The organism is Microcoleus sp. S36b_A4 (genome assembly GCF_036700645.1).
Classification (GTDB): domain Bacteria; phylum Cyanobacteriota; class Cyanobacteriia; order Cyanobacteriales; family Microcoleaceae; genus Microcoleus.
In genome coordinates this window covers 1-20,457 of the sequence record NZ_JAUBPI010000034.1, presented here as the reverse complement: position 1 = coordinate 20,457, position 20,457 = coordinate 1, and the positions used below count along the sequence as shown (strand labels likewise).

Sequence of the window (20,457 nt, the reverse complement as noted above, 5' to 3'; positions counted from 1 at the left end):
TACAATTTATGCCCTAACCGACGAAAGCGGTTGCCATATCAAAATATTTTAAAATTTCCCTCTTCCTTCCTCCCTCTTTCTTTTTCCTTGAATATCTGCCTCCTGACTATTGACAAATGCTCAATAATTAATCCGTATATCCGTGTCAAAATCCCTATCTTGCCTGACCGAAAGCATCCAGGATACAAGCCCCCGAATTTATCTGTGGGGTCAATGCTTCAATTCTAAAATCTAAAATCTAAAATCTAAAATCGATTGACTTCATGCCTGCATCACAACCCGTTCCGGGAGACTGACAATAAAAGTTGAACCTTTACCGTCTTCGCTTTCGACGCTAATTTCGCCGCCGAGAATTTGACACAAACGCTGGCTAATTGTCAATCCCAAACCCGTGCCTCCGTATTTGCGGGTAGTCGAAGCATCAGCTTGGGTAAAAGGTTTAAATATCTGCTCTAATTGCTCGTTTGTCATGCCGATGCCGGTGTCGCTGACTCGAAACATTAAAACTTGAGAAGTGTAGCTTGAACCCGATTGAATATCATTATTTTTATTTGGTTTCGTCGGTCTTGATTTTTCAATTTTAATTCTTTCCACGCCGATAGTAATGACGCCTTTTTCGGTAAATTTGGCAGCATTGCTGAGCAAATTAAGGAGAATTTGCCGCACTTTCGGTTGATCGGCGTACATTGTGCCGAGTTCGCCTTTTGTTTTTAGTGCTAAAGCATTGCCTTTTTTTTCTACTAGCGGTTGAGCCGTAGTCATCACTTCTTCAATCATGGTCGCCACGTCGAAGTTTTCCAAATAAAGGGTGACGTGGCCGGCTTCTATTTTGGAAATGTCGAGGATGTCGCTGATCATATCCAGCAGGTGTTTGCCTGCGGTTTGAATTTTTTCTAAGTCCGGGAGAAAGTCTTCTGAACCGGAATCTTGAGCATCTTCTTGCAGCATTTCGCTGTAGTTAATGATGGCGTTGAGGGGGGTGCGTAGTTCGTGGCTCATGTTGGCGAGAAATGCACTTTTCGAGCGGTTAGCAGCTTCGGCGGCTACTTTTGCTTCGTGCAATTCTTCTGTGTATTCCGCTACTCTTTGGATTAGTTCGTTGAGGGAAATTGCTAGCATTCCCACTTCGTCGGAAGTAGTGACGGGTACTTGCAGGTCAAAGTTAGATTCTTCTGTGACTCGCTGAGCGATGAGGGTGGTGGCTTCTAAGGAGCGAGCGATCGCCCCACTGGTGTATGCTGCTAGAATTGCTGCGATCGCACCTGATATCAAGAGAGAGCCAACGAGAATGAGAGTTCCGAGTTTTTCGGCATTTTCGTAGGTTCTCAATGCCTCGTCTGCTTTCTCGCGAAAGTTGACGGCCAGTTGGGCTGAATCCTCGGAAAACTGTTTGAGTTTCAAAGCAGTTCCCCCCGCCACAAAATTGTTCAAGTTCCGGCCGAAAGCCTGCTGCTGTTGCGGATTCAAAGCAGATAATTTCGCAGTAGCCAACAATTTTTGTACTTGTTGAAAGTATGATTCTACGGTTTTGCCGTTGACTTGAGCGAACTGTTGAAGCTGTTGGTAGTCTTTGGCAATATCGGCATTCTTCGTCGGCGGTAGGGTTTGCAGTTGTTCGAGGATGCCGCTCATCTGAGCAACGCGAGTCAGGAATTCCGATCGTTCGCGATCGAAAATTTGCGGTTTGGTCGTCAGACTCGCGAGCTCTTGCTGCTGAATTCTGACTTCCTGCACCGTGTGATTGAGGTTTGTTAAGATTTCCGCTTTGTCTCGGTCGATCGCTAGTTTTTCTCTAACTTGCTGTTTGTGATAGGATTCTACTCCCCGTCCCGCCACAGCACCCAAAACGGCAATACCAATGACCAAGGCGTATCCGCAGCCGATTTTCTGCCTGATGCCCAAGCGGCCCAACAGACTTTTCAACCCTATTTGAGGACGGTTCTGCAGTTGATTTTTCAAAGCTAAGGTTAAAGACATGGGCAATGTACTCGTCACCTTTGAGAGGCACCATCTATATTCTAATTGATGCCTGCATGAGGGTAAATAAAGTTCTGGCTTCAAGCCAGCTTTCGGCACTTATGGGGTCTTTGCAGGGTTCCACAGCTCGATCTGCTTGACAGTTTGGAGGAGTTATGCGTAACAAAATATAGCAGAAGGAAGAAGGCTCTTCGGCTGCCTTCGGCTACATTCCCTTCGGCAATGCGATCGGGCAAGTCGCGGTTCCTGAGCCAAGTCGAAGGGCAGGGCAAGTCGCTCAGAGTAAAAAAAGCAAGAAGTAAGAACCAGTCAATCGATTTTAGATTTTAGATTTTAGATTTTAGATTTTAGATTGAAGCCTTGACCCCACGGATGAATCCGGGGGCTTGTATCCTGGATGCTTTCGGTCAAAGCCATGGTTTCAGATAATTGAAGTCATTAATAACCTACTCACCGTCTGGCGTGGTTGCGAGATAAGTTGCGAGTTATAAGTTGCAAGTTATGAGTTAGATTTCTAATTAAAAACTCTACTCTACTCGCAACCCACAACTCTATCGCTGTTCCCCTACTGGCAAAGTCGAAATTGTGCTATCTCAGCAGGAATTCTTGAAGCATTAGGTACGCTAGCAGAGGCAGGAACGAAGATTCCCAGGCCGTAACTGCAACCCTCTGCCGTCGTGCATTCCCCAGGCTTAGCAGTGATTTGATATTCGCCTTGGGAGGGGGGAGTAAAAGAGATTGACGCCAATTCGCCTGTTTTTTGACTCACAGCGACTTCCTGACCGCTTGCATCCTTGAGAGATAAGTTTAAATCCTGGCAATTTCCGTCGCAAGTGGCAACAAAAACATACTCCACATTAGGATGCAGCGTTGCTCTAAAAGGAGATGAAACTTGCTTGCGAACTTGGCCCAGCAACGGCACAAATACTAATTTTTGACCGTTGCTTTTCCGCTGGTCAACTTCTGTTTTCAAGCGACAAATAACCGTTTTTTCGTTTTCGGTCAGTCCTTGAGCAATAGCATTTCCTACGATTGTAGTACCGAGGAGCAGGGCCATGCCGGAAATAACCAGATGTTTGATATTCATTGATGTCCGGTAAAGTTAATTTTGGGTGATTGCAATAGACCGCTTTTGTCAGCAGTCTATTAGTTTATCTGGAGCCTATCACATTTGTTGACTTTTCCGAAAAAACAGATCGGATCAAAGTGCGATCGAAATTAGGGCGATCGGCATCGGTCTCTAGAAACCCGCTTTCTGGGTCGATGCGGAGCAGCTAAACCTAAGATTTCTAGTATAGACGGGGTTTAACAAAACCGGAGTGAGTCCAAGACTGTAAATGTCTGATAGAGGTTCCCAGATTCCACCCCAACAACATAATCCTGTCCCTGTCAATATACAAATCGGTTGAAACTTGTGGCAATACTAGACTAACAAAACTCCGAAGGCAAGAGTTAGCTCGTACTCCTACCATTTTCCTTCTTTTTACCCGATCGCGAAGTCGAAGGGCTTTCTTCCCATCATTTATCACTGTTCCGAAATTTCCACGCGGGCACAAACTTAGAATCTCCCCAAACGCCGCGGCGATTTTTCTTAGCTTCGGCTTCCGCTTGTTCCAAAATACTTGCACTCGGACAGTTTTTCAAGTAAGGACGGTAAACCATTGCTAATCCTTCGCGGGTCAAAACTTCTTGGGCAAATGTACCATTTGGCAAGCGAACTTCGCTAACTTTGCGGCCGTAGCGGTCAGTATCCGTGACGGTCAAAACAACGCGACCGCCTCCTTGTTTGACTAGCTGCTGCATTCTTTGGTGCGCTAGATTTCCCCACTTAAATTGATTTTTTTTTGCTGCTGCTTTGCTATTTTTCTCAGCATTTGTGTGCGCGACTTCCGGTGCATCAATACAGGCAAAACGCACTTTTATATCTTTCCCGGCGGCATCGCTGGCGACAAGGGTGTCGCCGTCGCTGACTCGCTTGACAGCATAGTTGTTGGGCGCTAACTTTTGTGGACACCCGAATAGTAGCAATAGCAGAGCAACTGCACTTAAGGTTTTTATTTTTGGGAAAATAGCGATTTTAAGTTGGCTCATATTTCTGCCTGTACATTACTTTACATTTATGTGGTGAGTTTAATTAACCGATCGCACTTTCAGTCTTTCCCTAACGCCAAGCGTGAAAAACCATCCGGGCGCACGTACCGCTAGCCTGCGAAGTATTAACAACCTTAATGTCGCGGAACCCTGCACTTTCCAGCATTCCTTTCACCGCCAGAGCATTTGGCCCGAACCAATTCGTCGGGTCATTATTCAGTTCGCGGCCAGAGTAAAACGCCGCTGCCGGTCTTGGACAATCGAGCATATCAACGTGAGTTTCTAATATTAACTGTTTGCCGGTGACACTGAAAACTCGATCGAGGGCCAGCAGGGGATGCCTCATATGGTAAAGCACTCCCAAGAACAAAACCAAATCAAAAACCCCTACTTTCTCCGGCGAAAGGTCGAGCACGTCTATCTCCATATCTTCAACTTGAGAGTTGAGCACTCTGCGGGCTAACTCAAATCCTCCTTTGCCAACATCGGGGGATTGCCAAACAAAGGAATCTGTAGCCAAAACGCGCTTAGCCCCGCGCCTTTCGGCGGCAAAAGAATAAAATCCATCCCAAGCACCGACATCTAAAACAGTCATTCCTGCTAAACTTTGGGGAAGTCCAATTTTTTCTTCGGTTTGGGGAGATGAGGTTTTACCGCCGCCGGGAGTGATGACTCCGCAACCGAGGTCAATGCAGTGATGCCAAGTGGGAATTTTTGCTACTTCTGCTTTTAGCAACAATCTTTCGATATCTTGTAGAGAAACAATCTCCGCAGGTGCAGCTTGCGGGCTTGGCAATTGCTGAGTTTTGGCACATAGCTTGTCAAAATCTTGGCGGTAGACGGCTAATTCTTCAATCAAGCTTTCGGATAAAGGAGTGCCCGTGTCTTGCAGTTTTTGAGCTGCTTGAGAAAAGCGCAAGTTTAAATCGGTGGCGCGTTTTTTTAAGTCGTTTAACTGCTGCCACAAAGTTTGTGTTTCTGCTGTCATCATCTTGTTTTTTCTCCCAAAAGTGCGGTTGCTGCTGTCTATTTAGTTTCCATCCAATTTTGCCCAGCGTGGATGTCAACTATCAGCGGTACGCTAAGTTGCAGAGCATTTTCCATCGCAGTTCTAATTTTCGGTTGCAATTCTTCCCATTCATCGGGAGGTACTTCAAATATTAATTCATCGTGAACTTGCAGCAGCAGCCGGGCCTGATAGTTTTGCAAAATTTTGTGTACCTCAATCATGGCAAGTTTAATGATATCAGCACTGGAACCTTGAATGGGAGCGTTGGCTGCCGCCCGCAAAGATTGGGCGTCATCTCTGCTGAGAGATTTAAGTTCGTTTGAGCGAATGTCTTCGGGATTGCTGCCTTGTAAGCGGCGGAGGCTGCCATTTTTGTCGAAGTTTAGATAGCGGCGGCGGCCTAGAATTGTGGTAACATAGCCGAGGGCGATCGCCTGTTTTTTTACTTTCTCCAAATATTCAAAAACTTTACTGTAACGCTCGTTAAATCGCTTAATAAACTCTTTGCCGTCTGCTGCGCTTTTACCCATCGATTTGCCAAACTTAATCGCCCCCATACCGTAAACTACCCCAAAATTAATCGTCTTGCCAAACCTGCGCTCGTCGGGAGTTATTTCTTCCTTTTCAAACAACAGTTGAGCGGTTACGGTATGCACATCTCGGTTATTTTGATAAGCTTCAATTAACACAGGTTCTTGACTCAAATGAGCCAAAATTCGCAGTTCGATTTGAGAATAGTCAGCCGACACCATCAGCCAACCTGCTTCTGGTAAAAAAGCCTTGCGAATTTGCCGTGAAAACTCGGTGCGGATGGGAATATTTTGTAAATTTGGATTAGAAGAAGAAAGCCTTCCCGTACCAGTTGCCGCTTGGTTGAAATCTGTATGCACTCGCCCAGTATCCTTACGCACTAACTGAGGCAAAGCATCGACATAAGTTGATTTCAACTTGGATAATGTTCGGTGTTCTAATAAATCGTCTACAATCGGGTGGTCTCCTTGCAATTTATCCAAAACAGCCGCGTCTGTAGAGTATCCCGTCTTAGTTTTGCGAGACTTTTTCTGAAACTCATCCGGGATTTTTTCTAACAAGATTTCGCTGAGTTGTTTCGGGGAACCTAAATTAAACTTTCTTCCCGCTGCGGCATAAGTTTTTTCTTCTATTTCTGTTAAGCTCTTTTCTAGCTGTTGCGATAGTTCTTGCAGATATGCTGAATCAATGCGAATTCCGCAGTATTCCATTTCTGCTAAAACTGGTTCTAGGGGCTGTTCTACTTCCAGCAATAACCCCTCCAAAGTTTTTCCGGGAAAGCTAGATTCATCAGCTTCCTTCAATTTGGCTTTAAGTTCCTTAACTAAGTGAAATGTAGTGTAAACATCCATGCCGCAGTAGTCGGCTACTTCTCGAATGCTGATGTCAGCAATTGTTTTGTTTTTTGGTACTAATTGATTATAATTTTTGGGATTAGTGCGTAAGTATTCCCTTAACGATTCGCTGACACTGTGATTGTCTTCTGACTCGACTAAGTATTTCTTGGACAATTCGCTGAGGCTGTGGCTGGTTTCGGGATTGAGTACGTAACTGGCTAGCATGGTGTCGAAGACGACTCCTGCTAGTTTGATTCCCTGACAGCGCAGGATCGATCGATCGAACTTAGCATTTTGCAGCGCTTTGGGATAATTCTCGCTTTCCAAAATCGGACGCAAAGCATTTAAAACTGTGGCTTTGTCCAAGTTTGTGCCCGTTTTGTGTCCCGTGGGAATGTAAGCGAGATCCTCTCCGCCGGTTCCCCAACAGCAGCCAATTCCGACTAATTCGGCGTCTCGCGGTTCGATCGCGGTGGTTTCGGTATCCCACGCCACGGGTGAGGCTTTGTGGGTGAAGGTTTGCAGCAGTTCGACTAATTCATTTAACTGTTCGGTTGTTTGAATTATTCGGGGTTTAATTGGTAATTTGTTTTCCTGCTGGGCGGCTAGGGTTTCTGCCAAACTGTAAAATGTGTCACTTTCATCTTCTGAAATTTCAGAAGTTTGAGGTGACTTATCTATTGTGGGGAGTAGGGGTTGGGCATCTTGCCCGCCCTTTGCAACAGGCAAGATGCCTGTTCCACTCTCCAGTGAATTGATTGTGGGGTGGGCATCTTGCCCGCCCTTTGCCAATGGTTCTTCTACACCACCAAAACGCTTTTGAATTTGTTTAACTTTGCTTAAAAATGTCTTAAATTCCAACTTTTCCAGCATGGGAATCAAGGCTGATTCGTCAAAACCTATAAGCTTGCAATCTTCTAAATTGATTTCTAATGGCACGTCTTGGACAATTGTCGCCATGCGTTGAGAATGATAAGCCACTTCTTTGCCTTCTTCTAGCTTTTTCTTAGTAGCCCCTTTAATCTCATCGATGGCTGCATAAATTCCATCAAGGGAATTGTAAGCTTCCAGCAATTGCAGGGCGGTTTTGTCGCCGATGCCTTTGACTCCGGGGATGTTATCGGATTTGTCGCCGCACAAAGCTTTGTAATCTACTACTTGTTCTGGCAAAATGCCGAGTTTTTCTTTGACTGCTTCCGGGCCGTATTCTTGGGATTTGCCTTTGCCCGATCGCCTGAGTTCATCGGTACTCAAATATAATACGCTGATTTGTTTTTCGGTTTCTACTAATTGAAACAAATCTCGATCGCCCGTGAGGATTTTGACCTGATAACCGGCGGCGCTGGCTTTGTTTGCCAAAGTTCCCAAAACATCGTCGGCCTCGTAGCCGGGAGCAGTTATGGCGGGTAAATTCAAATAGCTGAGGAGTTCTTGCAGGTTTTTGATATCGGGAATAAAATCTTCGGGAGTTTCCGCACGACCGGCTTTGTAAGTTTCGTCTGCTTCGTGGCGAAATGTGGGTGTGGCGAGGTCAAAGGCGATCGCCATGTACTGGGGGTCGTGGGCCGCCATAACTTCCAGCAGCGACTTGAGAAAGCCAAAACAGACGCTGGTGGGAATGCCTGTCGTAGTTCGCAAGCCTCCGTCTCGACTTTTGGCAAAGGCGAAGTAGGATCGAAAGGCCAGGGAGTGGCCGTCAACTAAGATGAAGATGGGAGCTTGATTTGCCGACACAGACACAAATACCGATCGCACGAAAGGATTTTCTCATTGTACTCAGTTGTCCGCCTGCATCGATCGACCGGAAGGATGACCAAGAATTTCAAAGGTGGTACCCGCCACGTGATTTATCCGTGGAATCAATCCAAAATCTAAAATCTAAAATCTAAAATCCTCAAGCCCCCGAATTTATCCGTGGCGTCAATCCAAAATCTAAAATCTAAAATCTAAAATCGAATGACCCGCAGACTTGAGGACGCTTGACACTCGATCGGATCTCGGCTTACTGTGCAGCTTGGCTGAGAATAGTACAAGATGTTAAGTACGATTCCCTACGGGATAGCTTCGCTTCACGCGAATTTACAAACACCTGCCCCAAGCCTATGGCTGACATTAATCGATGCTACGAAATCCTCGAAATTGAGCCGGGAAGTTCCCTAGAAGAAATTAAGCGTGCTTACAGGGATTTAGCGTTTGTGTGGCATCCCGATCGGTTTGCCCACAACGATCGCCTGCAACAAAAAGCTCAACAACGATTAACAGAAATTAATGAAGCTTACCAGCAGTTGGTGTTGTTTCTGAGTCAGCCTGAATCATCGAGGTCGATCGAACAACAGTTTCAGCAGCCACCGCCCCCTGCGCCGGAAAAGCCGCTGAGAAGGCGTTCTGGAAAATCAGCAGCCAGGCCTGGTTCCCAGCGCCGTCAAACCCGCCCAAAAGCTGCCTCCAAAAAATTTCTCACTCAAAAAAACTCTTCAAGCAAGAAACGATTTACCACTGACAATCGTCAAGCGTGGCGGGGCACAAAGCAACCAGGGCGAAGCGTTGCGAGGCAAGCACGGCCATCTCAAAACTATCGAAAGCTTATCTCGAAAAAGAAAAAAGAATTTTCAACTCAATACTCAAAACCGCGAAGCGCGCCGAGGGAAGTACGGCCATCTCAACACTATTCAAGCTTCCCTTGGTGGCCGCTGGCAATCGCCGTGGCGAGTTACGCTTTGACCGGTTGGATTTTGACGGTATCAGTATCAGACGCCCCGCTGTGGATGTGGGCTTTAATCTGCGGTGCAGATTGGCTGTGGGCCGCGATTTTGCTGGCGGAGGGTTCGGCAACGCCTAGAGTGTGGCTGGCAGCGTTAGTTTTGGCTGGGGCCGTAGGGGGATCGATCGCCGGTTTTCAGGCGGGAGGAAAGGAAACAGGGGCTGCTTGGGCGGCAGTTGGGGCTGGTTTGGGGGCGATCGCCAGTTCCGAGGCTGAGTCGCGGGCTGTGGCTGCTGTTTTGGCTGTAGGGGGAGTGGTGACAGTGGTGGGATTGATGGCTGGAACGGATTCGGGGAATTGGGTTAAGGCGTTGGTGACGGCGGTGTGTTGGGCGATTGTTGGCTTGACGTGCGGGCTGGCGACGGAACTAGGCGTGAATTCTGGCGGCCCCGTGGGGCTCTCTGGTGCGATCGGGCTGGGGATTGGGGCGTGGGCGGGGGTTTTGGCTGGGGCGGGTTCGGGGGCGATCGTCGAAGCCTTGGCTATCGCCGGGTCTAAGACTGTTTATGGGGCTTGGGCTGCGATCGGCATTATTGCTGGAGTTGTGGCGCGGATGGTAGCGGCAGAAAGGTTGATCCACACCAGCAGCGGGCTTTACACGGTTATCCTGTTGGTGGCTACTTCGGGTTTCGGGCTGTGGCTGGGAAGTTGGTTGGGCGATCGTATCTTTTGAATTAGTCAGTTGTCAGTTGTCAGTTGTCAACAGTCAACTGTCAACACTCAACACTCAACAATTCCGGAGGATTGCAACCGGAATTGATCTAAATTCCAGCACTTATCGCTTTTCAGCAGCGCTTCAAACTCAGCGCTTGGCAAAGCATGACTGAAAAGATAGCCTTGAATTTCGTCACATTCGTACTCGCACAAAAAATCAAGTTCCTGCTCATTTTCTACCCCCTCAGCCACCACCGTCATGTTCATGCAGTGTGCCATTTGAATAATCGCTATTGTTATCGCTGCATTTTGGCGATCGTCTGCAATGTTGCGAATAAAACTCTTGTCTATTTTTATCGCATCAAACGGAAAGCGTTTCGGATAACTCAAAGAAGAATATCCAGTCCCAAAATCATCAATTGCTATCCTAATACCCTGATCTTTCCACATCGTAAAAGCTTTAGCTGCTGCAATTTCGTCTTGCAAAACCAGACTTTCCGTCAGTTCTAATTCCAAACACTTGGGATCAAGACCAGTTTCTGTTAATATCTCCCTGACTCTTTCCGTGAAATTTTTGCGCTCGAATTGACGGGCTGACACGTTAACTGCCACTCGCAGGGGCGGCAAACCTGCTCTTTGCCATGTTTTAGTTTGCCTGCAAGCAGTCTCTAATACCCATTCACCCAACGGCGCAATCAAGCCAATTTCTTCAGCCATCGGAATAAATTCCCCCGGAGAAACTCGCCCCCGTTCTGGATGATTCCAGCGCACCAAAGCTTCAGCACCAATAATTTTACCTGTTTTGATTTCTATTTGCGGCTGATAGTATACTTCAAATTCTGAGCTTTTTAAAGCCTGGCGCAGTGAAGTTTCTTGAAGAAGTGTATTGATAAACAAATTAGCATTTTTTGCCGTATAAAAATGATAAGTATTGCCGCCTTTCTGCTGAGATTGATACATGGCTATATAAGCATTTTTCAGCATTTCATCTCCGTCGGTGCCGTCACCGGGATACAAGCAGATCCCCATACTAGCAGTGACAGAAACTTCGTAATCTTTGACAATCATACCTTGGGATACAATATCTAAAATGCTTTGAGCAATCTTAGCCACATCCTGTTTTTCTGCAACTGGTTTGAGAATCAGCGCGAATTCGGCTGCTTCCAAACGAGCAACAATATTAATATTTTCCATGCAGTTAGTTAGCCGCTGGGCGATGCTGCAAAGCACCGAGTCCCCGATATCGTGTCCCCAGGTACTGTTAATGCGGTTGATTTTATCTAAGCTAAGCGTGACAACTGGAACGACTCCTGACAATTCTTTTTGACCATCTAATTCTCGACTTAACTTTTCTCGCAAAAATGAACGGTTCGGCAGGTTTGTCAAGCTGTCATACTGATGTCGGTAGAGTGCCAGTTGAATAGTTGTGTGCAAGTTTTTTTCTTCAAATGGCTTGACAATATATCCGAACGGTTTTGTACTATTGACTCGTCGCAAAGTAGTTTCATCGGCATAAGCTGTCAGATAAACTACCGGAATTTGAAAGCGCAAGCGAATTTCTTCGGCTGCTGTAATGCCGTCGATTTCTCCTTGCAGGTTGACATCCATTAAAACTAAATCCGGGCGCAAGTTGGCTGCCGATTCAATCGCTTCTTCTCCAGAATAAACCATGCCAGTTATTCTATATCCTAGAGATATCAAACTGTCGGAAATGTCTTCCGCAATGATGCTCTCGTCTTCAACGATCAGAATTTTTTTGTTGGACACTATTTTTTCTCCTCAGAGTGCAAATTGGGTTGAGAAAAGGTTATTCTAAAAGTCGTGCCAGGAGTTTCTAACAGTTCTATTCTCCCCCGGATTTGCTTGACTAAAGACCCGACCAGTCGCAAACCCAAAGTTCGGGCTTTGCGATAATCTAAGTCTTGAGGGAAACCAATTCCGCTGTCGCTCACAGTTAGCACGCAAACTCTGTTATTATCTAAAGTGAAATCTATGTTAATTTTACCTTTAACTTGTCCTTTAAAGGCATATTTAATGGCATTTGTCACAAGCTCGTTGATAATTAACCCGCAAGGAACTGCCGTATCAATATTAAGAGAAGACGGCGCAATATTTGTTTGCAACTTAACGCCTTCTGCATGAATTTCATAAGCTTGGAATAAATTGTAGGCGAGATTTTGGATGTATTCAGCAAAGTCAATGTTTGACAAGTCTTTGGATTGATACAATTGTTCGTGAACCAGGGCCATTGATCTGACTCGGTTTTGACTTTCTTTTAACATTTCACTAACGTGGCTGTCTTGGATGTAGCGTGACTGAAGTTTGAGCAAACTGGAAATAACTTGGAGGTTGTTTTTGACACGGTGGTGAATTTCTTTGAGGAGAACTTCTTTTTCTGCGAGGGATGCTTTGATGCCATCTTCGTCGCGCTTGCGATCTGTAATATCCCGTACTACTCCTTGAATTACTTTTCGTCCGTTAATTTCCATTGCATTTAACAGCACTTCAGCGGGAAATTCTGAACCGTCGATTCGTTTGTGTACCCAGTCAAAGCGACAGCTACCTGTTTGCATTGCTGTCGATATTCTCTGTATTGCTAGACTGGATGAGTCTTGTCCACTAGGCTGAAATTGTGGGGAAAAGTCGCTCAGTTTTTTGCCGTAAAATTGTTTTGTGCTGCTACAGCCAAATATTTTTAAAGTAGCGAGGTTGCAGTCAAAAAACTCCTTTTCGTCAAGCAACATTACTGCGTCGCTGGTGGCTTCATAAAGGCTGCGAAATTTGTGTTCTGATTCTTGCAACGAGCAGATCAATTGGTTTTTGATAGCTTCCGCACGCTTGCGGTCGGTAATGTCTATTCCTACGGAAACTGCTGCGGTTCCCTGATGATATTTCTGAGCGACTATCAAATAGTTTCGGACGAAACCGTTAATTTCAATGTCTATTTCTTGACAGGTTTGCTGAGATGAACTGGCAAAAAATTTTCTGATCAGTTCTCCGAAAGTCGAGCCTTTGTCGAGAAAGTTGATTTCTTGACCGACAAAGCTTTCAGGAGACAGGTTGAATGAGGTTGCTAGGTGCTGGTTGACTCCGATATACCGCAAATCTGAACTGATCCAAGAAATCAGTCCGGGTACGGCATCCAAAACGGCGCGAAGTTGGTCTGTAGCTTCTTGGAGTGCTTCTTCCGATCGCTTGTGATCGCTAATATCTGTTGCCGTTCCGCACAAGCCTAAAATAGCGCCGTTTTCAGCTTGGTTGACGATGCTGTTGACGCGCAGGTGGACGGGAGTACCGTCTTTGCGAATGTGTACTGTTTCGTAAGGAGAATTAGCTGTTTGTGGCTGAAGTTTGGTTCTCGCTAAAAGTTGGGCAAATATTTCTCTTGGTCTACTTTCTTGATCGGAAACTAAAAAATCGGTGAAGCGGCGTCCGATCATTTCTGGCGGTTCGTAACCGTAGATGCGTTTGGCGGCGGAATTGACAAAAGTCAAGAGGCCTTCAATATCGATCGACCAAATCAATTCTTGGGAGGTTTCTACGAGGTTGCGGTACTTTTTTTCGCTTTCGGCAAGTGCTGCATTGAAGACTGCCGTCTGCTGCTGAAGTCTCTCTTCTAATTCTTGATTTGCCGTTTCCAGAGTAGCGATGGAGTGCTCGCGCTCGGTAATTTCAGTAGAAACACCAACTGCGCCGACAACTTCGCCGTTTCCATCTCGCAGGGCTGCCGATCGAATTTCGTGAATAAAATGCCTCTCTCGGATGTTCCAAGTACGATCGTTTCCTGCTAGTACCTCGGCAATATTTTCTAAGATATCTGGTTGGCTGCTGTAAACTTCAAAAATCGATCGCCCGACAGTTGCACCTGGTTTGAGTCCCAAATTTTCTAATTCTTTCCCTGCTGCAAGGGTTAACTTGCCTTCTCTGTCTGTTGCCCACAGGAAAATTGGGGCACAACTGACAGCGGTGTGAAGGGTTTCGTTGGCTTGTTTAAGCCGATCGATTTCTGCGTGAAGCAGATCCTGGGTGGTGTTTAGTTCTACCGTTAGTCGATCGGCTTTTTGCTGCCAACTGGCAGCAGTATCGCACATTTCTGCGAAATTGCGGGAACGACAGATGGATTGGTTGCAGTGTGACATGGTTACTCTAGGGCGCACTGTATATTTAACCCTAGCCTATCTTTTAAGCATAAACTTTTTAAGTCAAATATTACAATTAGCAGGAATACTCATCCGACCAAGATGCGATATATTAAAGCTACTTTAAAGGATTCAGAAATTGCGGCTAACTTAGGATTTATGGCGACGGTTCACAAATTGATAATAAGCTGAATAATGCCTGCCACTCGGTATTTTTACGGTAACAATTTGTATTAGTGAAAAAAGAATTTTCGCAATCTTCGGCTTGCACAAGAACTGGGATTGTAAATTTATTATATTTGTTTGCGTAGATTCACGCACCGAGGAAGAGGGAATCGGGAAAATTGAAATATTAAACAGTCCAGGACGCACTCTTGATATCATGTCCGGTCAATTACCAGTCATAACAGGTGTTTGTAGTTAGGAAGTCCGTCCGAGCGAGTTTTATGAGAATAGTCCTGGACGCAGGCTTGCCTTGCGAAACCGGGTTTATACGAAAAAAGATCGGGTTGAGTGATAAAAAATATAAGAATAATATCCTTTGGGTTTGCATCGGAACAATATTGTTTTAGTCGGGTATTCGCGAAAATTCAATTAATAGCCCTCAATTAAATTGCAACTTTAGGCAAGCTCCAAACCTATAGCCGAGCAGTCATTCCCTATTCTTCAATCTAAAATCTAAAATCTACAATCTAAAATGGTATAACTCCCCAAATTTTGACAGTTTTGTCTATACTACCACTGATAATAGTTTCACCATCCGTGCTAAAAGTAAGACAAGTAACAGAGCTTTGATGTCCGCTGAGAGTGTAAAAGTTGTCGCCGCTACTGGCATTCCAAAATTTGATATTACCATCCGCGCTAGCACTGACAACAGTGAGTCCGTCTGGGCTAAAGGCGATCGCATTTATCGAGTTAAAATGCCCTGCCAATGTGATTGAACTATCTGGATTCGATAGCTGGCGCAGTTGAATGTTTCTGTCCCAGCCGCCAGTAGCCAAAGTCTGCCCGTCTGGACCCAAAGCCAGACAATTCGCATAACCCTTAATTGTTTGGAAGCATTCTCTGCTGCGGAGGTTCCACAGTTTAATTGTACCGTCAGAACTGCTGCTAGCGAGAGTTTGTGCGATCGGGCTAAAAGCAATACTAACAATTCCTGCTTTATGAGCTCCCCAAGTTAAAAGATTGCCAAAAGTACAGATTAACTTTCCCGTTTCTAAATTCCAAATTTTGATAGTAGTATCTGCCGAACCGCTGGCGATAACTTGACTGTCGGGACTGACGGCAATTGCGCTAATTTCCGCTTCATGTCCGAGGGAAGTATGCTGCAATTCTCCTCCCTGCCAAATTTCGAGCGCACGGTGTTTCGGAGTATTTCTACTCCTCACAAAAACTTCGCTTTCTTGGCAAAGGATAAAAGTTTCTTGAGCGCGGGGATACTTGTCAACAGTATAGAGTATTTCTCCTGTATCAACATCGCAAATTCTAATTATTTTCCCGTGCAAACTCGCCGTGCGATCGCCTCCGGGACTAATCGCAACATTTGTCCCAGTTTTGACAGTGCGGATACAGTCAAAAAGCTTGTAAGGCACGAAGTCTTTTAAAGCTTGGCGCACTAGAGGTTCTGTCCTCGATCGCAAAATTAAATAAGCAACTCGCTGCACTTCTGGTGCGGGGTCAAGCAGCGCCTCAATTGCTAAATTTAAACCAGCGCCTCCGTATTTAGGAGCATCTTTAACAGCGGCAATCCGAGCCTCGATACTAGGACTGTTGAAGCGCTGCTTGACCCCGGCGATGCCTCCCAAAACTGCACCGGCGATCGGGATTTGACTTTGACCGCCGAGGACGGCATCATATTCTCTGGGTTGGTTAGGATTGTCGGGCATCATACGATTTTAGATTTTAGATTTTAGATTTTGGATTGAAGAATTGGATTAGTAAAAAAAGCGAACTCACGCACGGATAAATCGGGGCAATTGTTATCGGATACTCTGTGGTAATTTTCTGCACATATGAAGCCGGGGTCTTGTAACCGGGCTGCTTTCGGTGACGCTAAAACCTCGTTTAAGCTCGCAACTTATAACTTATTGACTGTTGCACTTTATAGTATTATAATCAAATCAGCGTTTCACACACAAATCCGAAAGTGATATGTCACACTTCACAACGATCAAGGTTCAGATCAAGAACGGCGAACTGCTACATCAAGTGTTGGAAGAGTTGGGTTATCAAGTAGAGTGCAATGTGCAGGTACGGGGTTATCGCGGTGACAAAACTAATGCCGAGTACGTGATTCGGCAATCCAATGGTTACGATTTGGGTTTTCGCCGCAGCGAAGAGGATTACGAATTGGTGGCGGATTTTTGGGGCGCTCGAATTAATCAGCAGGAATTTGTCAATTCAATTAGTCAAAAATACGCGCGCAAAAGTTTGATGGCGGCGGTGCAGTCTGAGGGTTTTCATGTTGAAGAAGAGGAAACTTTGGCAGATGGAACGGTGAGAGTTGTAGTGGGTCGATGGGTTTAAGACTCGCCCTTGATTAACTCGTTTTTACTTACCAAGAGGAATCACTATGTGGCGATCGGCGATCGTACTAATCATCCTGGCGCTTGTAGTTGGCATTGTTGGGGCGATCGCCCTTGGAGCATACCGCTGGCATCTGGGTACCAAGGAACTGCGAGCGAATCTGGAAGCTGCACGCTTGCCGATTAAACCTCTCACATTTGATGCGCGGGAAATCGCCGATTTACCCCAGCCCGTGCAGCGCTACTTTCGCGCGGTGCTGAAGGATGGACAACCGCTAATTGCAGCAGCGCGGGTTTCCCACGAAGGCACGTTTAACATGAGCGAAACCGCAGAAAAATGGAGCGCCTTCACCTCAACTCAACTGGTAATTACTCAGCGCCCTGGCTTTGACTGGGATGGGCGAATTGCCATGATGCCCGGTATCAATGCGTTTGTTCATGATGCCTACATTTCTGGCGAAGGCATCCTCCATGCGGCGCTGCTGGGCCTGGTGACTCTGGCGGATATCCGCGGCACTCCAGAAGCGGCACAAGGGGAACTGATGCGCTTTTTCGCGGAGGCTGCTTGGTATCCGACGAGACTGCTGCCGAGTCAGGGTGTTCGCTGGGAGGCGATCGACAATTCTTCGGCCAGAGCAACGCTACAGGATGGCGATACCGCTGTTTCCCTGGATTTCCGCTTTGATGAAGCAGGGCTAATCGCCACTGTCCGCGCCGAGGCCCGCGCCCGTACAGTTAACGGGGGACTGGTGTTTGCGCCCTGGCAGGGCCGTTTCTGGGACTACGAATTGCGAGACGGTATGCGGATTCCGCTCTCCGGTGAGGTGGCGTGGCAACTGCCTGATGGCTCGCTATTGCCCTACTGGCGCGGCCGCATCATGAATATTGCCTATGAGTTTGCACGATGATTCTAGTTTGTGTTGTGAAGTTGCTTTGCGATTGTTAGATGAGTACGATCGCGCCGATCGCCAGCGGATAGATTCTGTACGAGTTAAGATAGATGCTGCTGTTGCCATGTCCGAACATACTCCCCCGATTGACGGCGAAACCTTTATTGCAGAGATTTGCGATCGTTTCCGCCAAGTACGCGAGAGTAAACAAGGCTATACTAATTGAAATGCTTGTATGATAGTTGCATTCAATTCCTGCATTTGCTGACTTCCTAACTTGCCCAATCGTCTCAGTATTAATCTCTGTTCAAGACTGACAATCCGAGTCACTCTAACTTTAGAAGATACTTTTAATCCCGTGCTGGAAAATTCGGGATCTGAAGCATTTAAAGCAAATTCATCTAAACTTAGGCTAGTGACATTTTGCGAAGAAATGAAGCAGAGCGTAATTTCATCTATGGTTGAACTTGCCCACAGCACTAAAGCCGGACGTAACTTTTTCTGACTCAAATCTGTAAAGGGAAATTCAGCTAAAACAATATCTCCTTTTTTTAGCTTCACTAAATTGGCTCTCCATCTTCAAGGGTGTAAATATCAGGTTCGTCGTGCAGGAATTGAAATACTCCTCCGCTTTGGGCTAACTGGGTTATTTCCACAGTAGAAGGATAGGGGATGTTATTAAATAGTTTTGCTTTGATTAGCAATTGCTCCTCTTCTGAGAGTGTCTGGATGATTTGTACTAAGGATTCAATGAGTTTTGTGTTCATAGCTGAAAAAATCTGGGGATATTTTATCTTACTTCAACAAGGCAACCTTCGATCGCTTCATAGAGGTTTTGCAGCAATTCCTCAAAAGTTTCTCCCTCAGTTGCACAGCCAGGAATAGCAGGAACTTCTGCCCAGTATCCGCCTTCTTCTGCTTCGTGAATAATAATTTTTATTTTCAATTAATTCTCCTAATTTATTTTCACAACTTACCTTTTCATTACTGTAGCAGACTTTACTCGTCCAAGTTCACCTGTTTAACCTGCTCTAAAGGTATATCTAGCGCTTCTGCAATTTGCTCGTCGCTCAAGCCAAACTGCCGTAATTTATCAATTGTTTCAATCTTAGTTTGATTTATGGTTTCCTCCTGCAAGTCGGGATTTTCCGGCTGAGTTTCATCTGGGGTAGAAGTAGAGGGATTAGGGCAATTATTGACGTAGCTAATTCTGTTATTTTGAAAATTATTATTTTTGCCCAGATTTATATTCTGATTTATCTGTCTTTCTATAACGGATTCAAGATTACTTTTCTTAACGGGTTCGCCAAACACCTCAGATAACATTTGCAAAAGCTCGTGACTAGCCTTTTTAACGTGCTGGGAACTATAACCATAAGTTTCTGCAACATCAGTATACTTTTTACGATTCAGTATTCCCGTGATAATTTTGCGCTGCAAGTTGTTTAGATGTTTGCCTGTCGTGGCGCAGACAGCTTCATCGACAAATTGCAATATCTGAGGACTGTCCATAGGTTGGATGGTGAGATAATTTTAGTTACTATAGCAAACTTTTTCCAACTTTTTGCAACTTTTGGGGCAGCGCATCCGAATTTTAGGAAGTTCCCACTTTTTCCAACTTTTTTTTATGGACAATTTTTGGGCGATCGGTCTAGCATGGATCAACCGGACACAAGCATCTTACTAGAGTGTCTATTGACAGGTGCATAGTTGCGCCTTTGAGCTAAAAAGGGTGTCTTCACATAGTCTCAACCATCAATTTTATAGGTATAATGAATGGCAACAGCAAACCCCTTGGGAAGTAATCAGAACATCACTTTAGAGAGGAATAAAGTTATTACCATAACTAAAAAAACAGTTCGTTTCTCACACAATGTTTACCAGACTCACAATATTACAGATTTTAGTGAAGGAGAGGTAGAGATAGGAACGATTCCTTGGGGAATTATAGTTGCTCTTCTTTTAATGGGTTCAATTGCTGGTCTTGCAAACAGTGGAATAGGTTTGGCCTTAAGTTTGGCTGCGATTGGAGGTGCGATTTGGAACTTTACTAAGCCAAAACACTAAGGTTTATTACTAACTCTAAATTCTGGCGATAAAAAGCTTTTTACTACAACCGATAAGCCAAACCTCAAATTGGCTATTGGAGCAATCTATGAGTTTATTGAGAAAGAAAAAGATGCAATTTACCAGATATCTATCAACAACGGTCAGGTTAAAGGTAACTGGATACAGGGAGATGTCGGTGGAAATGCCTTGTTCGGTTCTGATGATTAACTGAATGAACATCAGACTAAAAATCCCAATCAGTAATTATGAGGATGGTATCAGTTATGGAACCGAAATATGTAGGAATGAATAACGGTAGTTTCGATGGCATTTGGGTTCAAGGAAACGTCACTGGAGATGTAAAGTATAAACCCGTATCAGAGAGTAAATCAATGTCAGAAACTTCCCACTATAATAACTATGGTCAGGCTGGGGCTATGGGTGAGAATGCCAGCTCCGACAACAACAATTTTGTGCAACAATCACAACAGAAACAAACTCTTTCTGATGCAGCAGAAGAAATTCAACAATTGCTCAAACAGTTAGAGAAAACTAATCCTACCGCTACTGAGGCTGAAAAAATTGTTTACTTTAACGATGAAACTACCCCCGGTTTCAAGCGTCGCGTGGTTGGTGCGTTGCAAGCTGGTGGTGAAGCTGCGATCGAAGAGTTTTTAGACAATCCCTATGTCAATGTCGGGAAGGCGATCGTTAAAGGTTGGATAAAACCAGAATAGATTGTGGTGTGGGAAGTGCGATCGCCCTAACCAGAAAACCCAAGTGCGATCGCCCGCAACTACCAAATCGTTTCAACGTAAGGAATATCATACCGCCGCGCGAGCGCTACTAAAATGCGATCGCGCGGCAATTGCTCGATCGCCTGGATGATGCAACTATCAGTCAAACAACGGGACTCAGTAGACCTCTTGCGAAAGTCTCAGACGAGCGCTAGTTTGTCTTCAAAAAAAGTTCATAATTATAAATACCAGCGATCA

Annotated in this window: 19 protein-coding genes; 7 read left to right on the top strand and 12 right to left on the bottom strand. The window is 45.4% G+C overall.

Translation table 11 applies throughout. From position 1 onward, the window contains the following. Window positions 1-261 precede the first annotated feature (261 nt). The 5 genes from QUA03_RS13380 to polA all read right to left on the bottom strand — a co-directional run bounded on the left by QUA03_RS13380 (window position 262) and on the right by polA (window position 8,199). The gene (locus QUA03_RS13380; RefSeq protein ID WP_333212715.1) at window positions 262-1,977 is read right to left on the bottom strand and encodes an ATP-binding protein; all 1,716 of its coding nucleotides are present in this window, start codon (window positions 1,975-1,977) and stop codon (window positions 262-264) included. A 565-nt stretch (window positions 1,978-2,542) separates the two neighbouring features. After that, window positions 2,543-3,064 (bottom strand): hypothetical protein, encoded by a 522-nt coding sequence (locus tag QUA03_RS13375; protein WP_333212713.1) that lies wholly within the window; start codon window positions 3,062-3,064, stop codon window positions 2,543-2,545. A gap of 431 nt (window positions 3,065-3,495) precedes the next feature. Beyond that, on the bottom strand, window positions 3,496-4,068 hold the full coding sequence (locus tag QUA03_RS13370; RefSeq protein ID WP_333212711.1) for a thermonuclease family protein: 573 nt from the start codon (window positions 4,066-4,068) through the stop codon (window positions 3,496-3,498). Between the two features lie 70 nt (window positions 4,069-4,138). Beyond that, window positions 4,139-5,059 (bottom strand): DUF1698 domain-containing protein, encoded by a 921-nt coding sequence (locus QUA03_RS13365; RefSeq protein ID WP_333212709.1) that lies wholly within the window; start codon window positions 5,057-5,059, stop codon window positions 4,139-4,141. A gap of 35 nt (window positions 5,060-5,094) precedes the next feature. Then, a complete protein-coding gene (gene polA, locus QUA03_RS13360; protein ID WP_333212708.1) occupies window positions 5,095-8,199 on the bottom strand; it encodes a DNA polymerase I in 3,105 nt (1,034 codons plus the stop codon). 347 nt (window positions 8,200-8,546) lie between these two features. On the opposite strand from polA, the gene QUA03_RS13355 reads away from it, so the two are divergent. Next, window positions 8,547-9,878: a J domain-containing protein gene (locus QUA03_RS13355; protein ID WP_333212706.1), complete on the top strand. Its 1,332-nt coding sequence runs from the start codon at window positions 8,547-8,549 to the stop codon at window positions 9,876-9,878. A gap of 47 nt (window positions 9,879-9,925) precedes the next feature. Here QUA03_RS13355 and QUA03_RS13350 read toward each other — a convergent pair whose 3' ends face one another. The 3 genes from QUA03_RS13350 to QUA03_RS13340 form a co-directional block, all read right to left on the bottom strand. After that, window positions 9,926-11,626 carry an EAL domain-containing protein gene (locus tag QUA03_RS13350; protein ID WP_333212704.1) on the bottom strand — a complete coding sequence of 567 codons (1,701 nt, stop codon included), beginning with the start codon at window positions 11,624-11,626 and terminating at the stop codon, window positions 9,926-9,928. After that, window positions 11,626-13,998 (bottom strand): PAS domain S-box protein, encoded by a 2,373-nt coding sequence (locus QUA03_RS13345; protein ID WP_333212702.1) that lies wholly within the window; start codon window positions 13,996-13,998, stop codon window positions 11,626-11,628. The genes QUA03_RS13350 and QUA03_RS13345 overlap by 1 nt, the downstream gene beginning before the upstream one ends. 692 nt (window positions 13,999-14,690) lie before the next feature. Continuing rightward, window positions 14,691-15,887, bottom strand: a complete 1,197-nt coding sequence (locus QUA03_RS13340; protein WP_333212700.1) for a WD40 repeat domain-containing protein — start codon at window positions 15,885-15,887, stop codon at window positions 14,691-14,693. A gap of 262 nt (window positions 15,888-16,149) precedes the next feature. Here QUA03_RS13340 and QUA03_RS13335 point away from each other — a divergent pair, with 262 nt between their 5' ends. The 3 genes from QUA03_RS13335 to QUA03_RS13325 are packed head-to-tail and all read left to right on the top strand — an operon-like array spanning window position 16,150 to window position 17,639. Next, the gene (locus QUA03_RS13335; protein ID WP_333212698.1) at window positions 16,150-16,524 is read left to right on the top strand and encodes a DUF1257 domain-containing protein; all 375 of its coding nucleotides are present in this window, start codon (window positions 16,150-16,152) and stop codon (window positions 16,522-16,524) included. Between the two features lie 46 nt (window positions 16,525-16,570). After that, window positions 16,571-17,431 (top strand): DUF6920 family protein, encoded by an 861-nt coding sequence (locus QUA03_RS13330; RefSeq protein WP_333212696.1) that lies wholly within the window; start codon window positions 16,571-16,573, stop codon window positions 17,429-17,431. Next, entirely contained in the window at window positions 17,415-17,639 is a 225-nt protein-coding gene (locus QUA03_RS13325; RefSeq protein ID WP_333212695.1) for a hypothetical protein, read from the top strand. Before QUA03_RS13330 ends, QUA03_RS13325 begins: the two co-directional genes overlap by 17 nt. Here the strand turns inward: QUA03_RS13325 and QUA03_RS13320 are convergent. Genes QUA03_RS13320 through QUA03_RS13305 form a run of 4 tightly spaced genes read right to left on the bottom strand, consistent with a single transcriptional unit; the run spans window position 17,627 to window position 18,925 of the window. Further along, the gene (locus QUA03_RS13320) at window positions 17,627-17,974 is read right to left on the bottom strand and encodes a type II toxin-antitoxin system PemK/MazF family toxin (protein WP_333212693.1); all 348 of its coding nucleotides are present in this window, start codon (window positions 17,972-17,974) and stop codon (window positions 17,627-17,629) included. The two genes, QUA03_RS13325 and QUA03_RS13320, sit on opposite strands and share 13 nt — an antisense overlap. Further along, entirely contained in the window at window positions 17,974-18,180 is a 207-nt protein-coding gene (locus QUA03_RS13315; protein ID WP_333212691.1) for a hypothetical protein, read from the bottom strand. Before QUA03_RS13315 ends, QUA03_RS13320 begins: the two co-directional genes overlap by 1 nt. A gap of 23 nt (window positions 18,181-18,203) precedes the next feature. Beyond that, window positions 18,204-18,359, bottom strand: a complete 156-nt coding sequence (locus QUA03_RS13310; protein WP_333142591.1) for a type II toxin-antitoxin system HicB family antitoxin — start codon at window positions 18,357-18,359, stop codon at window positions 18,204-18,206. A 53-nt stretch (window positions 18,360-18,412) separates the two neighbouring features. Next, on the bottom strand, window positions 18,413-18,925 hold the full coding sequence (locus QUA03_RS13305) for a hypothetical protein (RefSeq protein ID WP_333212689.1): 513 nt from the start codon (window positions 18,923-18,925) through the stop codon (window positions 18,413-18,415). Window positions 18,926-19,189: 264 nt separating this feature from the next. Between QUA03_RS13305 and QUA03_RS13300 the strand changes: the two genes are divergently transcribed. From QUA03_RS13300 to QUA03_RS13290, 3 genes are all read left to right on the top strand, one after another. Next, window positions 19,190-19,480, top strand: coding sequence for a hypothetical protein (locus QUA03_RS13300; protein WP_333212687.1), 291 nt, complete (start codon window positions 19,190-19,192; stop codon window positions 19,478-19,480). A 69-nt stretch (window positions 19,481-19,549) separates the two neighbouring features. Then, the gene (locus tag QUA03_RS13295) at window positions 19,550-19,690 is read left to right on the top strand and encodes a hypothetical protein (RefSeq protein ID WP_333212686.1); all 141 of its coding nucleotides are present in this window, start codon (window positions 19,550-19,552) and stop codon (window positions 19,688-19,690) included. A 56-nt stretch (window positions 19,691-19,746) separates the two neighbouring features. Beyond that, on the top strand, window positions 19,747-20,199 hold the full coding sequence (locus QUA03_RS13290) for a hypothetical protein (RefSeq protein ID WP_333212684.1): 453 nt from the start codon (window positions 19,747-19,749) through the stop codon (window positions 20,197-20,199). Window positions 20,200-20,457: the final 258 nt, after the last annotated feature.

What these genes read in the sequence shown, in the direction of transcription:
- QUA03_RS13380 (WP_333212715.1), bottom strand. Translation starts at nt 1,977, where the DNA reads ATGTCTTTAACCTTAGCTTTGAAAAATCAACTGCAGAACCGTCCTCAA.
- QUA03_RS13375 (WP_333212713.1), bottom strand. Translation starts at nt 3,064, where the DNA reads ATGAATATCAAACATCTGGTTATTTCCGGCATGGCCCTGCTCCTCGGT.
- QUA03_RS13370 (WP_333212711.1), bottom strand. Translation starts at nt 4,068, where the DNA reads ATGAGCCAACTTAAAATCGCTATTTTCCCAAAAATAAAAACCTTAAGT.
- QUA03_RS13365 (WP_333212709.1), bottom strand. Translation starts at nt 5,059, where the DNA reads ATGATGACAGCAGAAACACAAACTTTGTGGCAGCAGTTAAACGACTTA.
- QUA03_RS13355 (WP_333212706.1), top strand. Translation starts at nt 8,547, where the DNA reads ATGGCTGACATTAATCGATGCTACGAAATCCTCGAAATTGAGCCGGGA.
- QUA03_RS13345 (WP_333212702.1), bottom strand. Translation starts at nt 13,998, where the DNA reads ATGTCACACTGCAACCAATCCATCTGTCGTTCCCGCAATTTCGCAGAA.
- QUA03_RS13340 (WP_333212700.1), bottom strand. Translation starts at nt 15,887, where the DNA reads ATGATGCCCGACAATCCTAACCAACCCAGAGAATATGATGCCGTCCTC.
- QUA03_RS13335 (WP_333212698.1), top strand. Translation starts at nt 16,150, where the DNA reads ATGTCACACTTCACAACGATCAAGGTTCAGATCAAGAACGGCGAACTG.
- QUA03_RS13330 (WP_333212696.1), top strand. Translation starts at nt 16,571, where the DNA reads ATGTGGCGATCGGCGATCGTACTAATCATCCTGGCGCTTGTAGTTGGC.
- QUA03_RS13325 (WP_333212695.1), top strand. Translation starts at nt 17,415, where the DNA reads ATGAGTTTGCACGATGATTCTAGTTTGTGTTGTGAAGTTGCTTTGCGA.
- QUA03_RS13315 (WP_333212691.1), bottom strand. Translation starts at nt 18,180, where the DNA reads ATGAACACAAAACTCATTGAATCCTTAGTACAAATCATCCAGACACTC.
- QUA03_RS13305 (WP_333212689.1), bottom strand. Translation starts at nt 18,925, where the DNA reads ATGGACAGTCCTCAGATATTGCAATTTGTCGATGAAGCTGTCTGCGCC.
- QUA03_RS13300 (WP_333212687.1), top strand. Translation starts at nt 19,190, where the DNA reads ATGGCAACAGCAAACCCCTTGGGAAGTAATCAGAACATCACTTTAGAG.
- QUA03_RS13290 (WP_333212684.1), top strand. Translation starts at nt 19,747, where the DNA reads ATGGAACCGAAATATGTAGGAATGAATAACGGTAGTTTCGATGGCATT.